We start from the raw sequence: 25,563 nt of genomic DNA, 5'->3' as shown, positions 1-25,563 counted from the left end.
AATCTAAAAAAGCGGGGAACATAAGTCACTGGCTTACATTCCCCGCAAGGTTAATTATTACTGTTTATTCTTTTTCTTTCTTCCACGAAGTCCTACTCCAACACCTGTAATAAGTGCAAGTGCACCGATTCCAAGATAAAGAAGCGGATTTGCATTGTCGCCTGTCTGTGGAAGCTTAGGCTCTGTCGGTACATTGACAAGCTTAAGAGTTGTTACAACAACATCCGGTGCATTGTCATCATATCGAAGAGTTACATCGTGAGCTGTCTCATCGAGGATATATCCGTCAGCTGCTTTTGTCTCTACTACTGTATAATGGATATCTTCCTTGAATGTTCCATCCTCGTTGTAAGTACAGATAGGAAGCTCCTTGCTCTCTGCATGACCATTCTTGTCAGTAGTGAGTGTGTCAAGCACCTTTCCGTCCTTATCTCTTACTTCAAATACAACACCCTCGATCGGCTTTCCGGTTACTTTATCAGTTTTCTCAATGACAATCTTTCCGACTGCCTGCTCGTCCTTCATGGATACCTTCTGGATTTCTGCTGTCTCCTTTACTTCAAAGGTTACATCACTTGCCATCTTATATCCATATGGTGCAGATTCCTCTCTGAGTGTGTACTTTCCGACAGGAAGTCTCTCAATCATATGCGTCTTTCCTGCCTCTGATGTCCAGCTCTCAACAAGCTTTCCATCAGCATCAATAACTGAAAGCTTTGCTCCAGGCAATTCTTTCTTGCCTGTGATATCAGTCTTTGAAATTTCTACCTTGATCGGTGCATTTTCAAATGCTGCCTCAAACTCAATAACCTTTACCTTATCTCCCTGATATGAAGCATCCACATCAAATGTCTTATCTGACTTCACATAGCCCTTTGGTGCCTCAAGTTCTTTGACATAATACTGTCCAAGTGGAAGGTCAGAAGTAAATGTTACTTTGCCATCCTTTCCAGTAACACCTCTCTCAATCTGTGTATCTGCTTTGACAATAACCTTTCCATCCTTATTTACGATATCTTCTTTCGCAAACAAACCAAATACAGCACCTTCAAGCTCTTTCTTTGTCTCTGAATCAGTTTTGGTTACAGTAATCTGCACTTTCTGACGCTCATTTGTCACATCCATTCCTGCAAATACAACCTTTGTATTCTGGTCGATATAGGAAAGGTCTGCGTCAATCGGTGTATCATCAAGTACAAATCCATCTAATGTCTTTGTCTCTACAAGATAATACTTGCCAAGAGAAAGGTCATCAATTCTGGCAATGCCCTTATCGTTTGTTACGATAGTTGCTACCTTTTCCCCAGCTTTATGGTAAATGCTTCCAAGTCCGTCTGCACTCACGATATCCTCTTTTGCATATACATCAAAGGTTACTCCTGCAAGACTGTCCTTGAAGTAATTGAAAATGAAATCATACCAGTGTCCCTTCATAAGAGTGGTATCTGTTACAAACTCGCCATCCTTATTGATAACGATGGAACCTGTAGGAACTTCATCCTTCATCTCTACATGCTGCACTTTGCCTGTGTCCTCTACTGTAAACTGGATATCTGTTGCCTTGAGATATCCGTAAGGAGCAAATTTCTCACGAAGAGTGTAAGTCTCTTCTACGACAAGTCTCTTGATCACATGTGCTTCCTTAGCATCAGATGTCCATGTGTCTACCACATTTCCATCCTTATCAAGTACAGTAAGTGTTGCACCTGTAAGCTCTGCACCGCTTGTGATATCTGTCTTTGTAAACTCAAAGGTTGTAGGAGTGTTTTTATACTCGCTGTTATATACAGCAGTCTTAACATCCTGTCCCTGATATATTGTATCAAAGTTTACTGCTTCCTCATTTGTCACATATCCGGCAGGCTTTACAAGCTCCCTTGCAACATATTTTGCAAATGGATAATCCTTAACAAAAGCAATCTTTCCATTCTCATCAGATGTTGCCTTCTCAAGAAGTGTGCCTTTCTCGATAATTACCTTGCCATCAACATTCTTGATATCCTCGTCTGCATAAAGACCAAATACTGCACCTGCAATCGGTGTGTTATCTTCTGCATCAAGCTTAGTCACTGACATATCAAGCTTCTGTCTGTCATCTGAGAAAGTAAGGCTTTCCTTGATAACAGGTGTCTTATCATCCACATATGTGAATGTCACTTTCTGCTCATTCGGATTTAATACATATCCGTATGGAGCTTCCACTTCCACAACTCTGTACTGTCCAAGAGGAAGATTCTTAGCTGTTGCCTTTCCATCCTTTCCAGTTGTAAGAGTTGTCACAAGGTCTCCCCTGCTGTAATACTTAATGCGGTTTCCGTCTGCATCCTTCTGGTTGTCTGCTGTGTAAATATCCTCGGCAGCATAAACTTTGAATTTTGCTCCGCAAAGTGAGCCTTCCTTATAAACAAACTCTTTCTCATATGAGCTTGCAAGAAGTCCACCCTTGAATACGTCAAGTACCTCTCCCTTCTTTTCTACAGTCAGCTCTCCGACTGCAGGGGCATCGGAATATTCCACAGTAATGATTGCATCATTTGTATCACCATCTGTCTCAAATGCTGTGTCAGTATCAACAGAGATGTTGACATACTTATCATTTACAACATATCCGTATGGTGCAGACACTTCCTCAATGCGATAGAAACCGATTTTAAGTACCTCCGGTAAGATTAAATCTCCGTCCTCATCAGTAAAGAATGAAGTATGCTCTACCTTTGACGGATAAGTTGTGTACTGCTTCACATATTCGTTCTTATCAATATTGAAGATCTTAAACTCTGCATTTGGTACAAGTACTGTCTGCTTTGTATCGGAATCCTTCTTGATTACACGAAGCTTTGCAGTAAACTCCCTGTCAAGGAATACTCTCCATGTCTGAGGCTTGTCAGGATGGTTCTCGCTGATTTTCACCTCAAATGGCTTGATTGTCTTCATGTTATGCGGAGTCTTTGACTCTACTACCACATAAGTTCCATAAGGAATTGCAATGGAAACTGCATGTCCCTTGTCATCGGATGTGATTGTTGTTGCTCCGTTTTCCCCGATTACCACCGGAGTAGCCTTATCAAAGTCATAACTTCCATCTGCCTTTACGGATAAAGAAGATTTTAAGTATGCTGTGAACTCTGCACCTGCCAATAAGCCTGCTTCAGTATCATCGCCATTGTCAGATACCTTGATAAGCTGGAATGGCTGCTTGATGACCTGCTCTGCTGAGGTTGTGCTTCTTGATACCTCTGCTACAAGGTCTCCCTCATAGTCGCAAACTACATCGTGCTCCTCTTCGTCTAAAAGATACCCCTCTGATGGAGTGATTTCTTTCACATAATAGTTTCCAAGGTAAAGGTTATTGACCTCTGCCTCGCCATTCTTATCTGTGGTAAGAGTTGCAACTAAGTCCCCTGCTTTAAATACAACACCCGTTGCTCCGTCCGGATGCTGGATATCGTTTCTGGCATAAAGACCATAAACTGCACCTTCAAGGCTTGCATCACCCTGGGCAACTGCCTTGCCTGATTCCTTGTCTACCTTGTAGATATGAATCTTTGCTGTGGTTCTGTCATTTACAAATGTGTGACTGAATGATGCCTTTGCCTGTGTTTCAGGTAATACATTGAAATTGAAGCTGTAAACATCTTTACTGTTTCTGATATACGCATATGGTGCCTGTGTCTCTGAGACATAATATCCGTTAGAGATTGGCAGATCCACGCTGTAGCTTGCCTTTCCGTCCTCACCTGTAGTTACTGTCTCAAGAGCTGTACCCTTTGTCACAATAACCTGTCCGGCATAGTTTTTGATGTCATTTCCGGCATAAAGTGTGTACTTACCGCCATCAAGAGGATTTTCTGTATCAGAATCTTTCTTTACGACAGATACATCCGCTTTCTGTCTGGTGTTCTCAACAGTAGTTGACTCATACTGTACTGTAACAGTCTGGTCCTTGTACTCGATCTTTACAGTCTGTGGTGTTGTATTGATGGTATATCCGTCAATGCTCTTAATCTCGGTTACCACATAGGTTCCAAGATGAAGGTCAGATAATACCACCTGTCCGTCAGTTCCTGTTGTAAGGCTTTCTGCAACTACATCTCCTGCATTGTAGACCTTAGTTCCATCTGCCTTATAGATATCCGCCCCCGCTGTCACCTTAAAGGTTGCTCCCGGAAGCTTCTTTTTCTCATAAATAAAGTTGCTTCCATTCCATGCGCTGAGCACTTCACCTTCCTTGTAGATTGTGATTGCTCCAAGCTGCTCCTTATCTGTGGCAGAAATTCCCGTTGTCTGTCCTGCTCTTACAGTGAGAGTATGAACCTTATCCGAAAGGACATATCCCTTTGGTGCGGTAATCTCTTTTACATAATAAGTGCCTGCGACAAGTGCAGCTGACTTTGCATATCCGTTTCCATCTGTTGTCATGGTCTGTATTCTGTTTGTGCATCCGCTGTCAGAATAGATTCCATAGACTGCACCGGAAAGCTTCACTCCGCTTGACTCATCTGTCTTTGTAAGCTCACCATATCCGATGTTCTCTGTCTTGACCTTAATATATGCTTTGATAGGATCTGCTGTCGGTCTTTCAGAAATAAACTCCTGATAACCGCTTTTACCTGTGAGCCAGAATACACAACTTGATGTTGTCTCTACCTTACCTGCATTGGAAGTGAATGTTCCTGTTGTAGCTGTAGTATTCACGCTCGTTGAAGAGATTGTAATACTGTTGCCATTCTTATCAACAGAATATCCGCTGATGCCAAAATCAAAATCCGATAAAACACCATTGCTGTCAGATAATGTTGTTTCAAATCTCTGACTTCCCTCATTCCACTTTAATTCATAAGTTGGTGCCTCACTGGTTCTACGTGATGCAAAACTTGGAAGCGTTGCATTGTAGGAACTGTTGATATTGTCCCTGAGTCTCTCATAATAGCTGTATGAAGAATCAGGACTTGGTGCTGTGTTACAGAGCTTTCTTGCTGCCGAATCACCACTTCCGGTTCCAAAGATATCTGCTACAATAACCCATACCATTGCCTGAGTTGCGATATACTCATCGCACTGACTGTTGCTTGGTGCCGCCTTTTGTGTACTGTTAAACCCATAATAAAGGCAGTAACTTAAAAGCTTTCTCTGCTGTGCTGACATTGATGTGCTCGCATCATCGTAGCTGTTCATAAGCTGACCGCCATCTGCTCTTAATCCGAAATTCATACAATATGCAGAATTTCCGTCAAGAATTGAATACAGAATCTTACCATGATTATATCCGGGCTTCAGCTCACTTACTTCTCCGGAATTTTTGACTGACGCATTCCAGAACGCAATATTTGCCTGCGGACTGGCTGCAAATGCTGTTGTACCATTCATAAAGAGTGTTCCAACCAGTGTGAGCATAGCCATAAATCCTGCCATAAAACGCTTTAGTTTCTGTTTCATGTGCTCTTTCCTCCTTAATTTACGCATAAAAAAAGAAAGACATAAGTTTATGGCTTACATCTTTCTTCCTTCTGCTTCTATTCGTTTTTATTTATCTGTGACATCGAAACTCGTAATAGTCTGTACCGCCTGTCGTGTAAACTCCATCATAACTAATGTAGAATACCGGATCTGTTTCCAAAAGTAACATACTTGCAATATATCCTGCGATTGCATCCTCAGATGATAACCGCTGTCCATCAATGGTACTTGCTTTGTTGAGGTCTGTCTCTACAAACACACTGTAATAAGAGCCTTCCATACCATCGTAAGGATAATACTCATTGTACTCTTCCTGCGTGATACTGCCGTCATTTAGATGGTTCTGTAAATTCTGCTGTGTGGTAATCATCCCTCCTGCCTGACACTTTGCTGTTGCAAGTGACACAACATTCTGTGGACTGTATGCCACGGATGCAGGCTGTGGATTGCTCACATTGTCTTTCGGACTGTCTGTAGTCTGACCACCATTACCTGCATTACTCTGATTTCCGCCAGCTTCCTCACTATCATTTACAGGAGCTTTCTGTTCCGGCTCGTCATTCTGCTTTGGCTTTTCTTCCTGCTTTGATGCAGTTTCATTATCAGCGGACCGGTTATCTTCCTTATCAGTCTTCTCTTCTGAATCTTTAACCTCGGCAATATCTTTCTCTGTCTCTTCACTTCCAGCTTCGGTTGTGACCTCTGTGACAGCTTCCGTTGCCATTGCTACTTCTTCAGTTGGCTTTACGCTTTCCGTCTGTTTCTCTGTCTGATTATCAGCCTTTTCCTTACCACCATTACAGGCAGCCATTGAAAAGACCAGTACTGCGGATAATAAGATAATACTTATCTTCTTCATAGTAATCACCCATCCCTTCTCCGCAAGAGGGACGGGCTATGTGTTCCGTGCCATCCACCCTTGCGGTGAACTATTTATCTGTAATGCACGGGACACATAGGACTGTCCCGTATTCTGTGCATCTTAAACTCCTTTCATTATACCAGCTCTCTTATTTTAAAGAAATACTGCATAAGTCTTCTGTTTTTCTTATAATTTAAGAATAAACACTTTACCTGCATACGCTCACCTCCTCTCAGAATGTGCCCATTCTTACGAATGAAAGAAATATCCTTGCCACCATAGCGAATAGAAGAAGAATTATTCTGGCAAGTCCTAAGACCAGCTTCAATGCTCCAAGAATTATCCTTAATATCCACTTGAGTATCTCTAAAATTACTGTTCCTACGGCTCCCATAACTCTTCTCATAATAATCAGTCTCCTTTCGACATCCATCCCATTGCAAGTCCTGCAACATCTGCATCGTCCATAACATCTTCTGTAGGTTCTTGTGCTTCACTATTGGCTGCCTGCATTATTACCGGCTGACCAACATTCATCCCGGATATCACTCCGCCTAACAGCCTTATGACCTCTTTCCTAGCCTCATTGGTTGCTGCTTCAATGACTTCTTCCTTAATGTCATCAATATCTTCTGACCGGATATATTCAGCCCTCTCTTTTTCCTTCTTCTTGATAACAAAAGTTTCTTTTCCATAATTATCAATGTAGAACTGAATCGCATCTATAATGAACTGGTTCTTAGATTTGAAAATCTTCGGATCAAGGTTCTGAATCACATCATTGATTTTCACATGCTGAGGATTGCTCATGTTGAGGCGGACAGAAGTTTTTACTTCATATTCAAGTCTTCTTCCCATCATCTGCCTCCTTATGATAATCGCTTAGTGCTTTTAAGTCCCATTGTGGCAAGCTGCTCATATCCTCTTGCATTTGCCTTTACATCAAGGTTATAGGAAATGTTCTTTGCATCGTGACTGCCAAAATTCTTCATCACAACTGCCCCGCCACCGACAAATACAATCGGTGTAGTCTTTAAGTTATACCCAAACTCACGGATTGAGTTATATACCTTATCAACAAAATCCTCTATCTCTGCCTTGATAATGGCAAAGTATTCATCATCAATATCTGACCTGCCATATCGCATGATGTTCTGGATCTCTGACTCGTCTACCTCTCCGTTAAGCTGTCTTACACACTGCTCATTGATAGAACGCATACAGGTAATAAGACCTTTTGGAATCGTCACACACTTTGATTCATCCGGTGACTTGTTGATTACCGGCATAATGTCGATTGTCCAGCTTCCAATATCTACTATCAGTGTTTTCTTTGCCATAGCAGGAATCTTGTCCACTACTGCTGCATAGCACTGAGGAAATACTGCCACATCATCAATTTCGATATGATATGACTCATTCTCATATTTGAAGCTTACACGCTTATTCTTTGTCAGGTACTTGATAAAATCATTCTTCTCTGCTCCAAATCTTGTAAGTGGAAGTCCTACAGCAAGAAATACCTTTGCCTCTGCAAGACCTCTTCTTTTAAGTTCCTTAGCAACTGCTGCAAGAGTGAGAAGATAAAAGCTGTCATCTTCGACCTTTGTATCCTTTACTTCCTGCCTCACAGTTCCAACCTTATAGAACTTTCCTTCATACTCAAGTACATCGCCGAAAAGTGCCGGAGTTGTTGTAATCTCCTTAACACCTGTGACAAATACCTGAGAGATTGTTTTCATCATTGACCATCCATGATCAATGCCGATTACTTCTAACTTGTTATTCATGTGTTTTGCACATCCTTTCTTCTTAAACAGCCACTTGAACATCTTAACCACCTACTTTCCTATCAGCTTTCGCATACAAGGAAAACAATAACCATTCCCTCGATAATATGGACATCCGACACATTCCGTCGGAAGTTTCTGTTCTTTTTTCTTAGATGGTTTACAACATGTTCCATTGGCACATCTGTTGTTATGTCCCCAAAAGAATCTACAATGCATACAATCTTTTAATTCTCTTTCAAGCTTTTCTTCTGGAGATACAAACCTGCGTTTCTTATGCTTATCTCTTTTTTCAACTGTTCCCACCAGAGCTCTCCTCCCTTCCAAGGAGTGATTGCTCTCTTATATTTTCCAATATCCTGTCCGACTCACCTGCTGTCCTTGCTAATGAATACAATACGATAAGAACAATAATTATAAATGCTATGCTAAATCCCATCATCACTTTATCCTCCTTCAAATTAGTTGCCATATAGACAAAATTTGAATTTGGAAGTGATATAGTCTACATGGCTATGCTTAATGCTAAGCATGTAGGTACACGCCAGTCTTCTAGACTCCTATATCGCCCCGTGTACAAAGAGGTGTTCTCACCTCCGGGAGTTACAGACGAGCCACAAAATGTGTTTCACGACGCCCTTCTGAATTATCAGAAGCACTATCTCCTCTTTTAGCCTTTTGAGGATAAGGACAAACTTCTCGCCCTCTGTGGTTGATTATCCTTACGCAACATGCCGAATCCTTTTTCCAGATTTCCATCCAACTTCTCACCCTTCATCTTTCGATCCATCAGGCTACTAATATGATAGCTGTGACTTTCATCTTCCAGGTACATGCCCCGTAAATTTACTACCTACAGATACTCTGCAGTGCAAACTACTTTGCAAATCTGTAACTGATTATTCAATTGTTATGTCCAATCTCTCTTGGACAATTGATATTCTACAATGCACTTTAATTTTACGGAAGTGACACCACTGGTGTATTTTTACGAATTTTCACCAGTTTTTGGTGTATTTGTCATTTTCTTTAATTTGTTCCATGTATGCTTAGGCAATTCTCGTGCCGGCTCTCTGAATAATTCAAGATATTTTTCAAATAATTCCGTATTGATTAATGCTGAATTACCGACTTTATAGACTGCTCCTGCCTCTCTCGCAATTACTATGATTCTAGATTTACTTATCCCATAAATAATCGCTCCTTCCTCTGCATTGACAAATTTTTTCATAAAATCCTTTGTATCTGAATAGCACTTATATGAGTAACTCATTCATCAGTCTCCTTTCACATTTGGCAATGGATGTTTCATTTCTGTTGGTGGTTCTCTGAATTGCTCCATATAATCATCAAAAATTTCCAAATTTATTAATATAGTATTTCCCTTAGCTGTTCCAATCTTATATACAGCACCCGCTGCTCTAGCCATTTCAATAAATCTATGATGACCTATGCTATATGTCATTGAAGCTTCCCCAATTCTTACAAACTTCTTTTCTACGATTTTGTTTGAACTAGGCACTCTTGCAAAATGTTTCATAAATTTCATCAACCTTTCCTTATGTACTAATATAATCTTTGCAAGCTGATATCTTGCTCCAGCAGCCAACGCTATATCCATTGCCTCATCTTGTGTTACATCTAATAAAGCCATTACCTCATCAATACGAATAAATCTTGGTTTTACAGTTTCTTTTCTATAGGCACAAACTGAACCACTCAATGTATTTACCATAACATCACCTACTTATAAAACTCAGAATCTGTAATATGAAAAGTTTCAAGATACTTATCCAATATTTCTGTATTAACAAGTACAAGCTGACCAATTTTATAACAAGCCTTGGCATCCTTAGCCACTTCTTGAAATTTTGTCATTCCCATACTGTACATTTTTGCACCATCTGAATATCTTACAAACTTTTTTGCATCCTCATATCTATCTTTCCTCTTTGATTCATTCATTGCTGTGCTCCTTTCACTTTGACTTCATAACAAATGACGTATTTTCTCCATAACGCAAAAAAGAGGGCATCTTCTAAATTTCTTTAGAAAATGTCCTCTTAGTAGTTCATATTTGATTGAATCTTTTTCTTTTCAGATTGTGTACTCTTTCATACTGATGTAAATGACTATGTCAAAATGCGTCTTTTAATGTGTCCTTTGACGTACTCAAATGCCTCAACCCCGCATAAACACTAGGTTTATTTATCCAAGCTCTTCATTGTCGGGAACAGTAACACATCTCTGATTGCTGCGCTGTCTGTCAACAACATACACATTCTGTCGATTCCGAATCCGATACCTCCTGTTGGCGGCATACCGATTTCAAGTGCGTTCAAGAAATCTTCGTCTGTTGTGTTCGCTTCTTCATCACCTTGTGCAAGCAATTCTTCCTGTGCTTTGAAACGTTCTCTCTGGTCGATTGGGTCATTCAGCTCTGAGTACGCATTTGCCATTTCCCATCCATTCATAAAGAACTCGAAACGTTCTGTGTATTCTGGATTCTCTGGTTTTTTCTTTGTAAGTGGAGAAATCTCGATTGGATGATCCATTACAAATGTTGGCTGAATCAAGTGCTCCTCTGCAAATTCTTCGAAGAATAACGCAAGAATATCACCTTTTTTGTGACGTTCTTCAAATTCTACGTGGTGTTCTTTTGCAGCTGCTCTTGCTTCTTCCAGTGTGTGAATCTCATCAAAATCAACACCTGCATATTTCTTTACAGCGTCTACCATTGTGATTCTCTCAAATGGTTTTCCAAGATCCATCTCTACCCCATTGTAAGTGATTGTTGTTGTTCCAAGCACTTCCTGTGCCACATAGCGGTACAAGTTCTCTGTCAGATCCATCATTCCGTTGTAATCTGTATATGCCTGATATAATTCCATCAATGTAAATTCCGGATTATGTCTTGTATCCAAACCTTCGTTACGGAATACTCGTCCAATTTCATAAACGCGTTCCAATCCGCCGACAATCAATCTCTTCAAATACAATTCCAAAGAAATACGAAGTTTGAGATCTTCATTTAAAGCATTGAAATGTGTCTCAAACGGTCTTGCTGCTGCACCACCAGCATTTGCTACCAGCATCGGTGTCTCAACTTCCATAAATCCCTGTCCGTCTAAATATCTTCTGATAGAAGCCAAAATTTTAGAACGTTTAACAAATGTATCTTTTACATCCGGATTCATGATCAAATCCACATATCTCTGACGGTAACGTAAATCCGTGTTTGTCAATCCGTGGAATTTCTCCGGAAGAATCTGCAAGCTCTTTGCAAGCAATGTTACTTCCTCTGCATGGATCGAAATCTCACCCATTTTTGTGCGGAATATCTCACCTTTGATTCCCACGATATCACCGATATCCATCTTCTTAAAGTCTTTATAAGCTTCCTCACCTACACAGTCTCTTGCAACATAAGACTGAATATTTCCCTGTAAATCCTGCACATTACAGAATGAAGCTTTTCCCATCACACGCTTAGACATAATACGTCCTGCGATAGACACTTTCTTTCCTTCCATTGTCTCAAAGTTATCTTTGATCTCCTGGCTGTGCGCATCTGCATCATATTTTGTAATCTGGAATGGATCTTTTCCATTTGTCTGCAAATCTGCAAATTTCTCACGGCGCACTTTTCTCAATTGATTAATATCTTGTTCTTGTACATTCTTTTGTTCAGCCATGTCTCTTCTCTCCTATTCTTATACGCTTCTGTCGATTTTCAGCACTTCGTACTCGATGATACCAGCCTGAGCTTCTACCTCTACTTTATCTCCCACTTTTTTTCCAATCAGTGCTTTTCCAAGCGGAGACTCATTCGAAATCTTACCTGCAAGGCTGTTTGCCTCCGTAGAACCTACGATTTTGTATTCTACTTCTTCTTCAAATTCTACGTCATATAATGAAACAGTGCAGCCTACGTTGATTTTGTCAAAGTCTACTTCATCTTCTACAACAACCTCTGCATTTTTCAAGATTTTCTCAATCTCTTCAATACGTGCTTCAATATCACGCTGTTCATCTTTTGCTGCATCGTATTCTGCGTTTTCTGATAAGTCGCCCTGCTCTCTTGCTTCTTTGATCTTTACAGCAACTTCTTTACGTCTTACCACCTTTAAATTCTCCAACTCTTCTTCCAGCGCTTTTAATCCTGCATAAGTGAGTAATGTTTTCTTTTCTGCCATTTTTATACTTCCTTTCTTACCCCTTTACGCCCCTTTTCGGAGCATATCTATTTTGAAAATTCTGCCTTAAAAATTCTGATAAATAATTTTATTTTCACAATTTCAATATTATACATGATACGTCCTCTAATGTCAAGAATTCCGCTGGTTTTCCACTCGTTTTCATACATGCGACATGGTTACTGTTCACTCTTTATCGCCGCCCACATGGCTGAACTTATACCTTTCTAATCCCCTACTCCAAAATCGGTATTCTCATAGAGCACTTCTACTGTCGGATCTTCTTCCAAATACGCATATTTTTCCAAAAACCAGCGCACCAGTTCTTCATCCCGAACGACATCCGTCGTATTGTTTGTAAACACATTGACCGTCCCCAGTCTAAAATGCTCTTTCAGCATCCGAATGTCATAATCGATCATTTCCTTTGTTTGTCCTTTGATTCCGACCATCAGACACGGCGAATCGAACAGTTCCGCCACCTCCTCCGGTGTTGTAAATCCTGCGTTTTTATTCAAATACTGCTGGCGAAATTCATTGTCAAACGTTTCCACCCCTATTTTGAACACAATAGGAATCCCCATATAATCTCGCATTTCCTGCAATTTTTTACGATACATCCAGTGGCTTTCAAAAAATAGTTTCTTAATCTTTTTTGTTTGTATTAAGATTCGGATTTCCTCCAATGTCTCTTTTGGCAGTTCAAAGCAGCTCCCCGAATTGATGACTTCCAAGACACCGAATTCTCCTGTTACCTGCGACAAAATCTCGTGGTTTAACCGAATCATCTCATCTTTTTGATTTGAATTATCCTCTATATAATCGCAAAATCTGCATTTCCCCCATATACATGGAAATGCCTTTAAAAGCACGATCTCCCTCTGATTTTTATTTGTAATTTTGCTATACCTGTCCATTCGTTTTTCCCTCTCGAATCTGCTGTTTCATCGAATTTGACAGTACTGCAAGAACCGCCACAACAATTGCAATTGAGATCAAGCGGTCTGCATAGTCTGTCACAATCTGTACGACAAACGCACTCGCAACCATATTCAATCCCAGTTTATGCAAAAGTGTCACAAGAATCGATGAACCGGAAGATGTCACTCCGCCAAACACATACGCTGTGATGCACGCACTGATAATTGTTCCCGCAATTGACACACAAAATGCCCCAAGAAAAATATTCCATTTTTTTAACAACGTTGTCCGAAAAAGAATTCCAGCTGCCACTCCGGTCACTATCTGCACCGGGATAAAATAGAGCGAATAAATATCTGTCGTGATGCCAGAAATCACACCGCTGACCACCCCGGCAAGAACTCCTCCAACTGGACCAAGCAACGCCGATGCCAGAAATGTCCCGATACTGTCCAAATAAATCGGAAGCCGCAGAACAAGCGCAAGATTTCCTCCAATAATATTAATCACCGCACTCAATGCAATAAAACAAACCTGTACCACTGTCAATTTTTTCATTTTCCTTCTCCTCCTAAGCCATAATCTGTCGCAGGATTGTTCTGATCTCCTGCTCTGATTTCCCAAAAACTCTATGTAAAAACATTACCATAAATTCCTTCTCATCCACCTCGGTGAGCACAATGCTGTTTTCCTCTTTCTTCCAGAAATTCATTGCATCCACCACAGATTGCCCGATACTGATTCCCTCTGTCTCCACAGTTGTATAGGCTTCAAAGCCACTGCACAATTCCCGATTAAGAAAATATGCAACCGCAAGCGGATCGTTGATAACACAGCCGATCACCCGCTCATATTCCCAGTGAAAATCATAATAAAACCGAGTAATATTTTTGACAAATTCACCTTTCTCTGTATCCAGAATTTGCATGTATTCCAAAATATTCGGTGTCAATACGATTTTTCTTGTCACATCTAATCCAACCATATGAATCTTCGTTCTCAGATTTTCATACACATATTTTGCAGCGTCCGGATCACACCAGTAATTGTACTCTGCCACCGGCGAACAATTTCCGTGACTTTTATAAGAGCCTCCCATCGAGACAAATTCGTCCAGTTGTTCAAATGCCTCCAGATCTTTCTGCAGTGCTTTCGCAATATTTGTCAGGGGACCAATGGCGATAATTGAAACACCTTGTTTCTCTCTTAAAGTGTCTGTAATGTAACTCACTGCATCTTTTTCTTGCGCGCTCCCCGGCACATTCTCGTATCCACTTTCCCCAAGACCATCCATTCCATGTGTATCCTGAGCGCTGATATATTCCCGCCTTAACGGTTTTTCCTCCCCTCGGTATACCGGGATGTCAAGTCGATTCATGACATTTAATACCTTTCGGATATTTTCCACACCGATATCCACCGGCACATTTCCACAGACTGCTGTGATTCCGATAACTTCCAACTCCGGTGATGCAAGTGCCAGCATCAGTGCCAAGGCATCATCAATGCCCGTGTCACAATCAATGATAATTTTTCTTTTTGCATTCATTCTCCAATCTCCTTTCGCGTAAAAAAGAGCCGCATCTCCAAGGATACGGCTCACTCTAAAAAGTCCGGCTGCCCGGACTCTTTTCCTTTTTGCTTTTCAATCCTTAGTTTTTTATTCTGGGAAGTTTTCGAACCAGTCCAGAGCAGATCACTGCTCTGATTTTATAAACGCAAAATGTATTATAGCAGATATTTGACAGCTTGAAAAGCTATACATTTACTGCCGATATTTTTACTTTTTTCAATGCCTTTGACACTGCCGGAATAGAGATTATAATAACTGTAATCACCGCCTCAGCAAATATGTAGCATCCATTATATACCAAGGAATATGGGAGCGCTCCCCATCCATCCCAGGCATATTCTCCAAAGAAAATCCATCCAGAAATGACTGCAAATACATATCTTCCAAACACACCGAGCAGATAGCCTTTTACCAGTCCATGCTTGGACTCTGCAAATACTCCGGACAATCCAAGTGCCCCGAATGCGAGCGGATAGTCAACCAATACCTGCAGTGGAAAATAAATATACGGCTCAATAATAAATTGTAGTACACCATATGCAGCTCCTGTCAAAATTCCTGTTGCCGGACCATACACATAACCTACAAAGCAGATGAACAACATGCTGAACAATGTAATAGAACCGCCAAATGGGAAAGAATAAACCTTTAACATAGATGTCACCATCGCAAGTGCCACTGCCATCGCACAGAACACAAGCTGCTTTGTCCCCATTTTCTTCTTTTCCTTTTTCTCTTTCTTTGCCAGAACTGTCGCAAGCACAATCAATGCAATTAAAATCACTGCAGCTGCAACATATCCCGCTGTGGTGAGTTGATACCCACCCTCTGTTGTTGATACAAAAAATGACATAAAAAAACCTCCTAAAATAATTTTTTACAGGAGGAACCACTTTGGTACTGCTTCCTTCCGCCGGTACTAACCGGTTCAAGTAATGAGGGTCAACACACATCTGTGTGATTCTCAGCTCATGGCTCCCCTAGCAAATTGCTATATGAAATTTGTCATTTCCAATCTATTGTATCACACTGTCATCTTTTGTCAATTTTTATCTCAACTTCAGCAAAAGGGATGTCGTCTTCGACATCCCTTTCACCTTAAATATGATCTGTTATATTTTATTTTCCAAATCTTCTGCGGATAACTTCAACCGCTGCGCCAAGGCATCCTGCCATTCCTAACATAAATGGAACTGCTGAAGCTGTATCACCTGTTTTTGCCGGCTTACTGTTATCATTGTTGTTGCTGTCATTTTTGTCATTGTTTGGTTTTGTGACATCCGGAACTCGTTTCAAACCATCCACCGCATCTTTGATTTCTACAATCGCATCTTCTACATCCTGCTCTGTAGCATCTTCATCGTCCAATACAGCTTTTGCGTTAGCCATTGCTGCCTGATATCCTTTCCAGCTGTCAGCTGTGTAATCAGCCTCTTTGTAATATGCCAAACATTCATTGTAATATTTCTCTAATGCTGATTTATCTACCTGTTCTGGTGCAACCGGAAGTTTCGGAATTTCTCTTGTCTCCTTCACATCACAGCCTTCTCGCTTACAAGTACGAACTTCCAATCCTGTTTCTGTCTCAGTTGCCTCTTTTTCTACTGTCCACTCGCCAAAATCATGTCCAAGTGCTGCAATTTCTCTTGTAGTTGTGCCATTACATTTACTACATGTTCCTGTCTCCACACCTTTTTCTGTACACGTCGGTGCTGTTGTCTCTTCCCATGTATATGAATGATCGCATTCCTGTGTACCTTTAATTGTAATTTTATAAGTTGTTCCTTCTGTAACTAAAGTTACTTCTCCAGCCGCATTTGCTGTAATCACATTTCCTTCTGATGCTTTGTAGAAATACCATGCATTGTCATCTGCGCTCCATGCAGCCACTTTATTGTTTGATCCTGACCAGTTATTCAAATAGTTAGAACCATTTGACACTGCAAATCCACCATGTTTGCTGTCTCCAATTGTAAGCACCTGCGGCGTATCTGTCAGCTCTACATTCTGTCCTGAAATGTTTACATATTTTCCATTCGCATCCTGCATTGTGTAACCATTTCCGGATTTCTTAAGCGTCCACATAGAATCTTTATATTCACCTGTGTTAAAGTTTGCAGATGACATTCCAAGACCTTTCGGATCTCCTGCCACTGTGCTTGCCGAATTTAGCATAATGTGTGTATTGCTTCCGAACAGATATGTTCCTTCTTCCACTTTTGTAATTGCCTTGTAAGGAGGCATATCACTGCGCTCTTCTTTTGTGATACCACTTACATCTCCGCTTTCTTTTACAATCTTTCCAGGAACATTGTATGTCTCACCTATTTTCAATGTCACTTCTTTTACATCATTCTCCACAAAAATGTAGTAAGTCACATCTCCGATTGTAACAGCTGTCTGGCCTTCTGCTTTTCCGGTAATCGCAATTTCTGTATTCGCAGTTGTTGTCTCACCTTCGTACATCTCGCCTGTCACTTTAGCAACATAGCTATATTTGTCATTTCCCTGTGCCGGATTTAACAGGTAATTACTTCCATTATTAGCCTTTGCCACAATCAGATATTTCCCATTATCTGTGATTTCTGTCAACTCCGTTACTTTTTCGTATCCTGCGATTCCACTGTCAGATGCATTCTCTGATTGTTTGTAAATCTCAAAGTCGCATCTGCCGTTTGCATCTACAGTACTATTTCTGTCAAAGTGTAATTTTGCTTCATTGTCTTTCCAGAAGAACAGGACTCCTCCCCTTGTTCCTCCTTCTGTCTGCGTAAATGTAAATCCTTGGCTTCCTTTCGCCACCTCAATCGCCGCACGAGTTGTTGTAAGCGGTGTTGCAGCAGAAGTTGCCATCTTCGGTGTCAAATATACTGTCTGATTGTCCGCTGTTGTAGATGAAACGATGAATTTTCCATCATCCTGTTTGTCAAATGTAAACAGACATTCGCTGATTCTCTTTTTCTCTCCGTTAAACTGTGCATCGTTTCCGAGTTGCACTGCTGCCTCCGGTTTTACTTCTACCTGCTCTTTGATTACTTTCGCTACATGGTCAAAATTATTAGAGCCAGAAGCCGGATTCACTACATAATAGCTTCCGTCGTTCGCTTTCGCTGCAATCAGATACTGTCCACCGTTTGTAATCTGAGCAATCTCTGTCACTTTCTCATATCCCGGAAGTTCTGATTCTTCACTTGCTTTGCCTGCTTTTTTCCACAGTTCTAATTGACAGTTTGCATCAGCACTGCTATTTCTGTCAAAATGCAATTTAGAATTATCTGCCTTCCAAAAATACAAATATGAACCAGTCGCTCCGGAAGATAGATCTTTCAATGCAACCGTTCCATCTGCCTTTTGTTCTAACAAAATTTCTGTTTCTGTTGTTGTACATACACACTTAGAAGGCGCTGTCTTATGATTTACATATACTTTCGCATCTCCTGCCTGTGCAGAAATTTTATATGTGTTATCTTTATTCTCAACTTTGTCAAATGTAAACAGACAGCTGTCTAATGACTTTTTCTCACCGTCAAAATTAGCCTGAGCTGTTGCAAGCTGCGCTTTCACTTGTGTCTCAACTGTCTGAGAATCTTCCCCTTTCAGTTCCACTTCTGCAATTGTCTTATCCAATCCTTCTAAACTGCTGTCAGCGTAGTTTCCAGTCTTATCTACATAAGTTTTTGTATCTCCGATTCTGAGATCCACTATCTCATAGTTTTCAGAATCTGTCACCGTCACTCTGATTTTTGTAGATGCATTGCCGGATTTCAATGTCACAACTGCTCTCTCCAGACCTTCCACTTCTTTTGAAGTCACTGTAAGTTTTCCGTCTGCATATAAAGCTTCGACAACTCCCTTGTCATCTGAAGATACAGTTACCTCTGCGCCGTCTTCCATACCGTTTACTGTAAATTCTTTGCTCTCACCGGATTTCATCGTGACATCTGCCACTGTTTTTCCCTCTCCATCTGTACACCAGATATTTCCGATTGCCGCACCCTTCGCAATATCATTGATATATAAATTCTTATATGTCAACTGTGTATCTGCATTTTCGTAGAGAAGTCCAACTGTTCCGTCCGGCAATACTGTCAGACAAGAATATGCGTAGTATGCAGATCCGTTAATGCTATAGTCATATTCCCACTTGATAGAACCGTCTTCCTGCACAAGCCCTACAAAAATCTTTCCTGCTGAACGACTTCCTGTATTAGATGGTGCCGCAAATAAAATTGCTGTCTTTCCGTCGATTTTCTCTGGATAAGTAACCGCTGTCAGCTGACAGTTCAGATTATAGGAAATACCCATCTCTTTCTTAGGAGACCACGTCTCTCCAAAATTGTCAGATACATAATATCCGCCATGACGGGTAAACATGTACAACTTATCATCAGCCTCTGTCACAACTGCCTCTGAACTCCAATCGGACACAGATGCACCTCGTTTCCATGTCTTTCCTTTGTCATCAGAATAAATAGCAGCACTATTCTTGTCACCTTTTGTAAACTCATATGCAGTAAATACGATTCTTCCTGTGGATGTAACCATTCCACGTCCCGGACCCACTAAAAGTGACTGTTCAGAGTCTTTTCTCAAATTCAAAATCGAAGGCTCAGACCATGTTTTTCCGCCATCTGCAGAAGATGTCAGATACAGATAATCAGTCGGCCATACCTGAAACGGTGACTCTGCCTCAAAAAGATTGGTATCTACACCATTCCCTTCCACATTAAAATATGCATCTACAGTATATCCATCTACAGTATTTCCGTCTGCATCTTTGATTAAATATGCAGATTCTGCATCTTTCTTTTTATTCTTTTCTAAGTGATATGTATAATTGGAAGCTTGTGTACGCTCTGTTCCCCACACATCGCTCCAGTTCTTTGCATCTGCCAAAAGAATATTTCCTTTCGCATCATGACTCTTTCCCGGAACCGGAGATGCTTTTGCACCATTTAATGCATATCCAGCTGGATAAAGATCCGCAATCATGTAGACATTTTCCCCGTCTGTTGCCATTGCCGGATCGATAAACGCTGTTGATGCATTGTTCCAAACATTGCCGTTATCCCCTAAATAGTTTGCAAATGTGTAATTCCAGTTGTCTCCTTTGTCCTTGGAATAAGATACAATTGTATCCAATCCCCCTCCATCTGCGTAAGTTGTCCATCTGGCATCACATCCTGCTACGACCGTTCCATCATTCAAAGATACCAAACAAGGAATACGGAATTTATCACTTCCCCCTGTTCCACTCCAAAACGGTTGCTCTTTTGTTGTTCCATTCGCAGGTCTTGTCTCTGATTTCGCCATGGCTATTCCCGAAAAACTGCTGAATGTCAAAGTCGCAGCGAGCAACAACGCTAAAACTCTTCTTCTCTTTTTCATATTCTTTCCTCCCAAATTTACTTTAAGCACAATACGAGCAAACAAGTTTGTATAAAATCAACAATTATCTTCTTGTTTCATACTTATTTTCTATTATAATCATCACACTAATATTTGTCTACAAGAAAAGAAACAAAAAAATATCCTGTACAAATGTTTTATTTCACATCTACAGGATATTTTATACAACTCCACTGATCAAATCTCTTCTTTCAGTCTTTCTTCCAATAATTGCTCCAATTCCTCATAACTCTCTACCCGATTAATCTCGTCTCGCAGTTTTGCTGAGTTTGGAAGTCCACTTGTATACCACGATACATGTTTTCTCATCTCGCGGATTCCGAGATATTCTCCCTTATATTGCATCTGAAGTTGTGCATGACGAATCATCATCTTCTTAATCGCTTCCACACTCGGACGTAACGGCATCTTTCCGGTTCGCTCATATTCCAAAAGTTCTGAAAAAATCCACGGATTTCCCTGTGCTCCCCTTCCGATCATCACGCCATCACAGCCTGTCTCTTTTTGAATCGCAATTGCACTTTCTCCTGAGACAACGTCTCCATTTCCGATAACCGGAATGGATACCGCCTCTTTCACCTGACGGATAATATCCCAGTCTGCTTTTCCGGAATAATACTGTTCTCTCGTTCTTCCATGAACCGCCACCGCTTTTCCTCCGGCATCCTCAATAATTTTCGCAATCTCTACCGCGTTGATGCAAGTATCATCAAATCCCTTTCGGATTTTCACTGTGACCGGCTTTTGAATTGCCCTTGCCGTCTTTCTGACAATCTCATACACCAGTTTCGGATTTTTCATCAATGCAGAACCTTCTCCATTCTTTACAATCTTCGGAACCGGACACCCCATATTGATATCCAGTATGGAAAATGGAAGTTCCTCTATTCGTTTTGCAATCTCACTGATCACATCCGGATCAGATCCAAATAACTGGAGAGATACCGGCAATTCTTCCGGATGAATCTCCAACAATGCCTTTGTATTCTTATTGTTATACTGTATCGCCTTCGCGCTTACCATCTCCATGCACAAAAGTCCCGCTCCCTGCTCTTTGCACAGCAAACGAAAAGGCAGGTCTGTCACCCCTGCCATCGGTGCTAAAATATATGGATTTTCTAATTCTACCGTTCCAATTTTTAACGTTTTCATTCTAATTTAACCCTTTGTTTTTTTCGTAAATAATGCGTAACCCTTCCAGCGTTAATTCCGGATCATAGATATCCACAACATCTGTCTCAGATACAATAATATTCCCCAGTCCGCCTGTGGCTACAACCTTTGCGTCTGCAAATCCAGCTTTTTTGATTTTGTTGACAATATATTCTGTCTGTCCGATATAGCCGAACACAAGCCCCCCCTGCATACTGGATACAGTCTCTTTTGCAAGAATAGACTCCGGCTTCTTTATCTCAATCTCCGGCAGCATAGATGCTCCGCCCCACAATGCTCTAGCCGATGTACGGATTCCCGGAGAAATCACACCACCTTCAAAGACTCCCTTTTCACTTACCACGTCATAGGTCGTCGCAGTTCCAAAATCAATGACTATGACCGGACCGCCATATTTTTCATAAGCAGCAACCGCATCTACAATTCGATCAGGTCCCGTATCCTTCGGGTTTTCTGTGTTTATCTGAAGTCCGGTCTCCAAATTTGGCGATACGATGAGTGGCTTTATATGGAAATACTTAATGATCGCGCTCCCAAGGGAGTGCATAATGTCCGGCACAACCGACGACACGATCACCGCATCAATCTCTTCGATATCAAATCCTCTGTGTTCCAGTAATGTACAGAGCTTGATTCCATATTCATCCGAAGTTCTTGGTTGTTTCGCCGTCATGCGAAATGTCGCCTCTAATTTTTCTTTTTCAAATACCCCAAGAGTGATATTTGTATTTCCCACATCAATTACCAGCAGCATTATACTTCCTCCCCTAAAAAGAAGACTCTATAGTACAACTGCAAAGACTCCAGCAGTTCTTTTTTTGTTCTCTGAAGTTCTTTAATCTTCAGATGACTTCCGATTTCATCAAAAAGCAGATCATTGTCCTCTGTCGTAACCTCAAACATAAGCTCTCCATCTTCTTCAAATACCAATGTCAGAATCCCTCCGACGTCCTCCGTGTACAATACACACATGATCTTCAGTTCATCTTTGATGCTGTCTGGAAGTGCCTCAAAATCCGGATTCAGATAAAACTTTCTATCATATGAATTCGCACCACACAGTACAATTTTTTCTTCGTACATACATTCCTCCTAAATATACCCGTAGATTCCGCGCACAGAGACTTCTCCCGCAAAAACCGTCTCCTCTTCGCCATCTTCTTTTCTCACAAGCAGTTCACCTGTCTCGTTGATGCCCAATGCATAGGCGTTATATTCGCCTCCAGGCTCCAGAACTCTCACTTCTTTTTCTTTGCTTACCAGAAGACGATTGTAATCCTCCTGCAAAAATTTTAAATTCTGTTCTTTTACAAACCGCTCATAGTTTTCTTCAAACTTTTTCATGATACATGCAATCAATGCAGAACGTTTTATCGGGCTTTCCTTTTCCACACGCAATGAGGTCGCCTTTTCACAAAGTTCTTCCGGAAAAGACTGCATATTCACATTGATTCCGACTCCGATTACAACGTAGTTGATATAATCAACCTCTGCACTCATCTCCGTTAGAATTCCACATATTTTCTTCGTTCCAATCACAAGATCATTCGGCCATTTAATCCCAACTTCAAGTCCTTCCTGCTCTCGGATCGCCATCGCCGCACTATACGCCATCACCAATGTCAGCATGGGCGCTTTCGATGGCTCCATCGTCGGTCTTAAAAGCAGAGACATATAGATATTTTCACCCAGCGGAGATTCCCAAGCTCTTCCACGCCTTCCTTTTCCGGAATTTTGACGGTCAGCGACCGCTAATGTGCCATGCTCTTTTCCCTGTTCCGCCAGATGTTTGATCCTTGTATTCGTCGAGTCTGTCTCTTCATAATAAATGACATGCCTTCCTATACACTCTGTCTGCATCAGGCTTTCTATCTCCTCTTGTGAAAGCACGTCCGGACATTCCACAATTCGATATCCTCTGTTTCTTACGGCCTCAATCTGATACCCTTCATTCTCCAGCTGCTTGATTACTTTCCACACTGCCGTTCTCGATACCTGAAGCCGTTCACACAACTGCTGACCCGACACATATTCTTTACTTTCCCGAAGCATTTTCAAAATCTCTGCTTTCACAACTCGTCCTCTTTCTCTGCTTATTCTCCAAGTGTTGCGACCATAACCGCCTTGATTGTATGAAGACGGTTCTCCGCTTCATCAAATACTACTGATGCCTTTCCTTCAAATACATCTTCCGTCACCTCTTTGCCTTTCACCGCCGGAAGACAGTGCATGAAGATTGTTCCCTCTTTGCCGGTCTTGTCCATCAGTTCCTGATTGATCTGATAAGGACTTAAAAGCGCAATTCGCTCAGCCGCTTTATCTTCCTCACCCATAGAGCACCATACATCCGTATACAACACATCCGCGCCCTCAACTGCATCGATGGAATCTGTCACACAGACTGAGGAACCGGCTTCTTTTGCGTACCCTTCACACAAAGTAACCAGTTCTTCTCCCGGCCACAGTTTTTTTGGCGCAATGATAACAAAATCAACACCTACTTTCGAACATCCGATCATAAGGCTGTTCGCCATATTGTTTCTCCCATCTCCAAGATATACGAATTTCAGCCCTTTTACATATCCAAAATGTTCTTTCATCGTCAAAAGGTCTGCAAGAATCTGTGTTGGATGATACTCATCTGTCAAACCATTCCACACCGGAACTCCACTGTATTTTGCAAGTGCTTCCACATGCTCATGTTTGAAGCCGCGGAATTCAATCCCGTCAAACATACGCCCGAGAACACGAGCTGTATCCTGAATGCTCTCCTTGTGTCCCAACTGAATATCATGCTCTGATAAATAAGTCGGAATACCGCCCTCATCACACGCACCCACGGTAAATGCACACCGAGTTCTTGTAGACGGTTTTTCAAAAATCAATGCAATGTTCTTCCCTTTCAGAGAATTTCCGGTAATTCCCTGTTTTTTCTTTTCTTTCAGATCTGCTGCCAGATCAACCAGATACATAATCTCATCTGGAGTAAAGTCTTTCAGTGTCAAAAAATTACGTCCTTTTAAATTCATTTTACTATCCTTTCTGATTTCCATGAACACATGTACAAATCTTGGTAAATTAATCTGATCTCTGAGGCGCTCATATCTTCGATATACTGCCTCTTCTAATGCCTGTACCGTATAAATCTGATACTTTGGCACATGAAGTAATTTTGCACTCGCCTCAAGCATTGCCATATAGAGTGTTTCATCGGAGAATCCATGAGACAATTTCAGCACAAACGCAATCTCTGCCTTCTCAATCTCACTCAAACCACTTAATATTTTTTCATAATACCACTCTTTTCGTGTTTGTTCAATATAGTAAATCGTTCCGGCAAGTCCATAAATCATCCGTTTCGCATCGTAATAGCCGATTTTTAGATTCTGTCTGCTGCGTTTTCCGTAAAATTCAATGATGCTTCCAAGTTTCACTCGCGGCGCAATCTCATACATCGTCGTATCCTCTGACAGCTTAACCCGCGGTTCTCTTCCCGGACCATAGATACGAATCTGTATCAGGTTCTTATATCCTCTTTTCACAAGTGAGCCTGTCGGCACATTGTTGATGACTCCGCCATCCACATACGTTCTTCCGTGCAGTTTTTCATTCTTAAATCCAATCAGGTATGCACTTGCAAGCAGAAAATCCTCCAAAAGACCTTCCGGAATATCATGAATACTAAGATCCAGCTCCTTCATATCCGATATGGAAAACGTAAGCAGACAAAATTCCATTCCAGACTCCCTTATCTTCTTCTCATCCACCATCTCATGGATCAGATTCTTAAGCGGAGTGATATCAATCCCACCGTCTGACAGTCTCTTTTTCATCTCTGAAATCACTTCACCGAGTGTATTTTCTTTGTTGAACAACCGTTCCATCCATGCGTCATCTACGTCCATCACACGCGAAAATGTCATCTCACTCCAGATTTTTTCCGCCTGCTTTACATCTCCCATGCAGATCAATGCTCCATTTAATGCGCCAACCGAGGTTCCGGCTACTGCATTCACTTTCACACCTGCCTCCACAAGCGCCTTCCACGCACCAATCTGATAAGCTCCCCTTGCACCTCCGCCATCTAAAATCAGTCCATACTCTTTCGTCAAGTCTATCTTCGCTTTCACGTTTTCTTCCCTCCTGATACCACAAAAGGGGCATGCTCTCGCACACCCCTCA

At 41.2% G+C, this 25,563-nt stretch carries 21 protein-coding genes, 1 pseudogene and 2 riboswitches; all 22 genes and pseudogenes read right to left on the bottom strand.

Annotated features, from left to right (window positions below):
- Window positions 1-57: 57 nt before the first annotated feature.
- The 22 genes and pseudogenes from AC6I5B_RS01075 to argF all read right to left on the bottom strand — a co-directional run bounded on the left by AC6I5B_RS01075 (window position 58) and on the right by argF (window position 25,511).
- Entirely contained in the window at window positions 58-5,436 is a 5,379-nt protein-coding gene (locus AC6I5B_RS01075; protein WP_497773533.1) for a SpaA isopeptide-forming pilin-related protein, read from the bottom strand.
- Window positions 5,437-5,527: 91 nt separating this feature from the next.
- Window positions 5,528-6,316: a hypothetical protein gene (locus AC6I5B_RS01070; RefSeq protein ID WP_497773532.1), complete on the bottom strand. Its 789-nt coding sequence runs from the start codon at window positions 6,314-6,316 to the stop codon at window positions 5,528-5,530.
- Window positions 6,317-6,551: 235 nt separating this feature from the next.
- Window positions 6,552-6,725, bottom strand: coding sequence for a hypothetical protein (locus AC6I5B_RS01065; RefSeq protein ID WP_015516967.1), 174 nt, complete (start codon window positions 6,723-6,725; stop codon window positions 6,552-6,554).
- Between the two features lie 5 nt (window positions 6,726-6,730).
- On the bottom strand, window positions 6,731-7,177 hold the full coding sequence (locus AC6I5B_RS01060; protein WP_005340579.1) for a hypothetical protein: 447 nt from the start codon (window positions 7,175-7,177) through the stop codon (window positions 6,731-6,733).
- 11 nt (window positions 7,178-7,188) lie between these two features.
- Window positions 7,189-8,109 carry a ParM/StbA family protein gene (locus AC6I5B_RS01055; protein ID WP_155512203.1) on the bottom strand — a complete coding sequence of 307 codons (921 nt, stop codon included), beginning with the start codon at window positions 8,107-8,109 and terminating at the stop codon, window positions 7,189-7,191.
- A 51-nt stretch (window positions 8,110-8,160) separates the two neighbouring features.
- Entirely contained in the window at window positions 8,161-8,415 is a 255-nt protein-coding gene (locus AC6I5B_RS01050; protein WP_077326156.1) for a hypothetical protein, read from the bottom strand.
- Complete coding sequence (locus AC6I5B_RS01045) at window positions 8,402-8,551, bottom strand: hypothetical protein (RefSeq protein ID WP_015567903.1); 150 nt, start codon at window positions 8,549-8,551, stop codon at window positions 8,402-8,404. The genes AC6I5B_RS01050 and AC6I5B_RS01045 overlap by 14 nt, the downstream gene beginning before the upstream one ends.
- A 546-nt stretch (window positions 8,552-9,097) precedes the next feature.
- Window positions 9,098-9,382 carry a DUF6462 family protein gene (locus AC6I5B_RS01040; RefSeq protein ID WP_464918163.1) on the bottom strand — a complete coding sequence of 95 codons (285 nt, stop codon included), beginning with the start codon at window positions 9,380-9,382 and terminating at the stop codon, window positions 9,098-9,100.
- 3 nt (window positions 9,383-9,385) lie between these two features.
- The gene (locus tag AC6I5B_RS01035; RefSeq protein ID WP_117482428.1) at window positions 9,386-9,844 is read right to left on the bottom strand and encodes a DUF6462 family protein; all 459 of its coding nucleotides are present in this window, start codon (window positions 9,842-9,844) and stop codon (window positions 9,386-9,388) included.
- A gap of 8 nt (window positions 9,845-9,852) precedes the next feature.
- Window positions 9,853-10,074 carry a DUF6462 family protein gene (locus AC6I5B_RS01030; protein ID WP_464918164.1) on the bottom strand — a complete coding sequence of 74 codons (222 nt, stop codon included), beginning with the start codon at window positions 10,072-10,074 and terminating at the stop codon, window positions 9,853-9,855.
- A 251-nt stretch (window positions 10,075-10,325) separates the two neighbouring features.
- A pseudogene (gene lysS, locus AC6I5B_RS01025) lies at window positions 10,326-11,804 on the bottom strand (lysine--tRNA ligase); the annotation flags it as partial.
- Between the two features lie 18 nt (window positions 11,805-11,822).
- Window positions 11,823-12,305: a transcription elongation factor GreA gene (greA, locus tag AC6I5B_RS01020; RefSeq protein ID WP_022250723.1), complete on the bottom strand. Its 483-nt coding sequence runs from the start codon at window positions 12,303-12,305 to the stop codon at window positions 11,823-11,825.
- A 227-nt stretch (window positions 12,306-12,532) separates the two neighbouring features.
- Window positions 12,533-13,222: a radical SAM domain protein gene (locus AC6I5B_RS01015; RefSeq protein ID WP_022250724.1), complete on the bottom strand. Its 690-nt coding sequence runs from the start codon at window positions 13,220-13,222 to the stop codon at window positions 12,533-12,535.
- The gene (locus AC6I5B_RS01010) at window positions 13,209-13,784 is read right to left on the bottom strand and encodes an ECF transporter S component (protein WP_022250725.1); all 576 of its coding nucleotides are present in this window, start codon (window positions 13,782-13,784) and stop codon (window positions 13,209-13,211) included. The genes AC6I5B_RS01015 and AC6I5B_RS01010 overlap by 14 nt, the downstream gene beginning before the upstream one ends.
- A 13-nt stretch (window positions 13,785-13,797) precedes the next feature.
- A complete protein-coding gene (locus AC6I5B_RS01005; protein WP_044986696.1) occupies window positions 13,798-14,775 on the bottom strand; it encodes a nucleoside hydrolase in 978 nt (325 codons plus the stop codon).
- A gap of 97 nt (window positions 14,776-14,872) precedes the next feature.
- Window positions 14,873-14,917: riboswitch (PreQ1 riboswitch) on the bottom strand.
- 66 nt (window positions 14,918-14,983) lie between these two features.
- On the bottom strand, window positions 14,984-15,652 hold the full coding sequence (thiT, locus tag AC6I5B_RS01000) for an energy-coupled thiamine transporter ThiT (protein WP_022250727.1): 669 nt from the start codon (window positions 15,650-15,652) through the stop codon (window positions 14,984-14,986).
- A gap of 35 nt (window positions 15,653-15,687) precedes the next feature.
- A riboswitch (TPP riboswitch) is annotated at window positions 15,688-15,791 on the bottom strand.
- 127 nt (window positions 15,792-15,918) lie between these two features.
- Entirely contained in the window at window positions 15,919-20,187 is a 4,269-nt protein-coding gene (locus tag AC6I5B_RS00995; RefSeq protein WP_412364314.1) for an exo-alpha-sialidase, read from the bottom strand.
- A gap of 198 nt (window positions 20,188-20,385) precedes the next feature.
- Window positions 20,386-21,360 carry a tRNA dihydrouridine synthase DusB gene (gene dusB, locus AC6I5B_RS00990; RefSeq protein WP_004611505.1) on the bottom strand — a complete coding sequence of 325 codons (975 nt, stop codon included), beginning with the start codon at window positions 21,358-21,360 and terminating at the stop codon, window positions 20,386-20,388.
- A gap of 1 nt (window position 21,361) precedes the next feature.
- Window positions 21,362-22,135 carry a type III pantothenate kinase gene (locus tag AC6I5B_RS00985; protein WP_004611504.1) on the bottom strand — a complete coding sequence of 258 codons (774 nt, stop codon included), beginning with the start codon at window positions 22,133-22,135 and terminating at the stop codon, window positions 21,362-21,364.
- The gene (locus AC6I5B_RS00980) at window positions 22,135-22,464 is read right to left on the bottom strand and encodes a DUF6145 family protein (protein WP_004611503.1); all 330 of its coding nucleotides are present in this window, start codon (window positions 22,462-22,464) and stop codon (window positions 22,135-22,137) included. Before AC6I5B_RS00980 ends, AC6I5B_RS00985 begins: the two co-directional genes overlap by 1 nt.
- 9 nt (window positions 22,465-22,473) lie before the next feature.
- Window positions 22,474-23,454: a biotin--[acetyl-CoA-carboxylase] ligase gene (locus tag AC6I5B_RS00975; protein WP_004611502.1), complete on the bottom strand. Its 981-nt coding sequence runs from the start codon at window positions 23,452-23,454 to the stop codon at window positions 22,474-22,476.
- 20 nt (window positions 23,455-23,474) lie between these two features.
- Window positions 23,475-25,511, bottom strand: a complete 2,037-nt coding sequence (argF, locus tag AC6I5B_RS00970) for an ornithine carbamoyltransferase (protein WP_004611501.1) — start codon at window positions 25,509-25,511, stop codon at window positions 23,475-23,477.
- Window positions 25,512-25,563: the final 52 nt, after the last annotated feature.

This window comes from Faecalimonas nexilis (assembly GCF_059731825.1).
The sequence above is the reverse complement of the archived record's forward strand: the minus strand, read 5'-3'. Positions and strand labels throughout refer to the sequence as shown.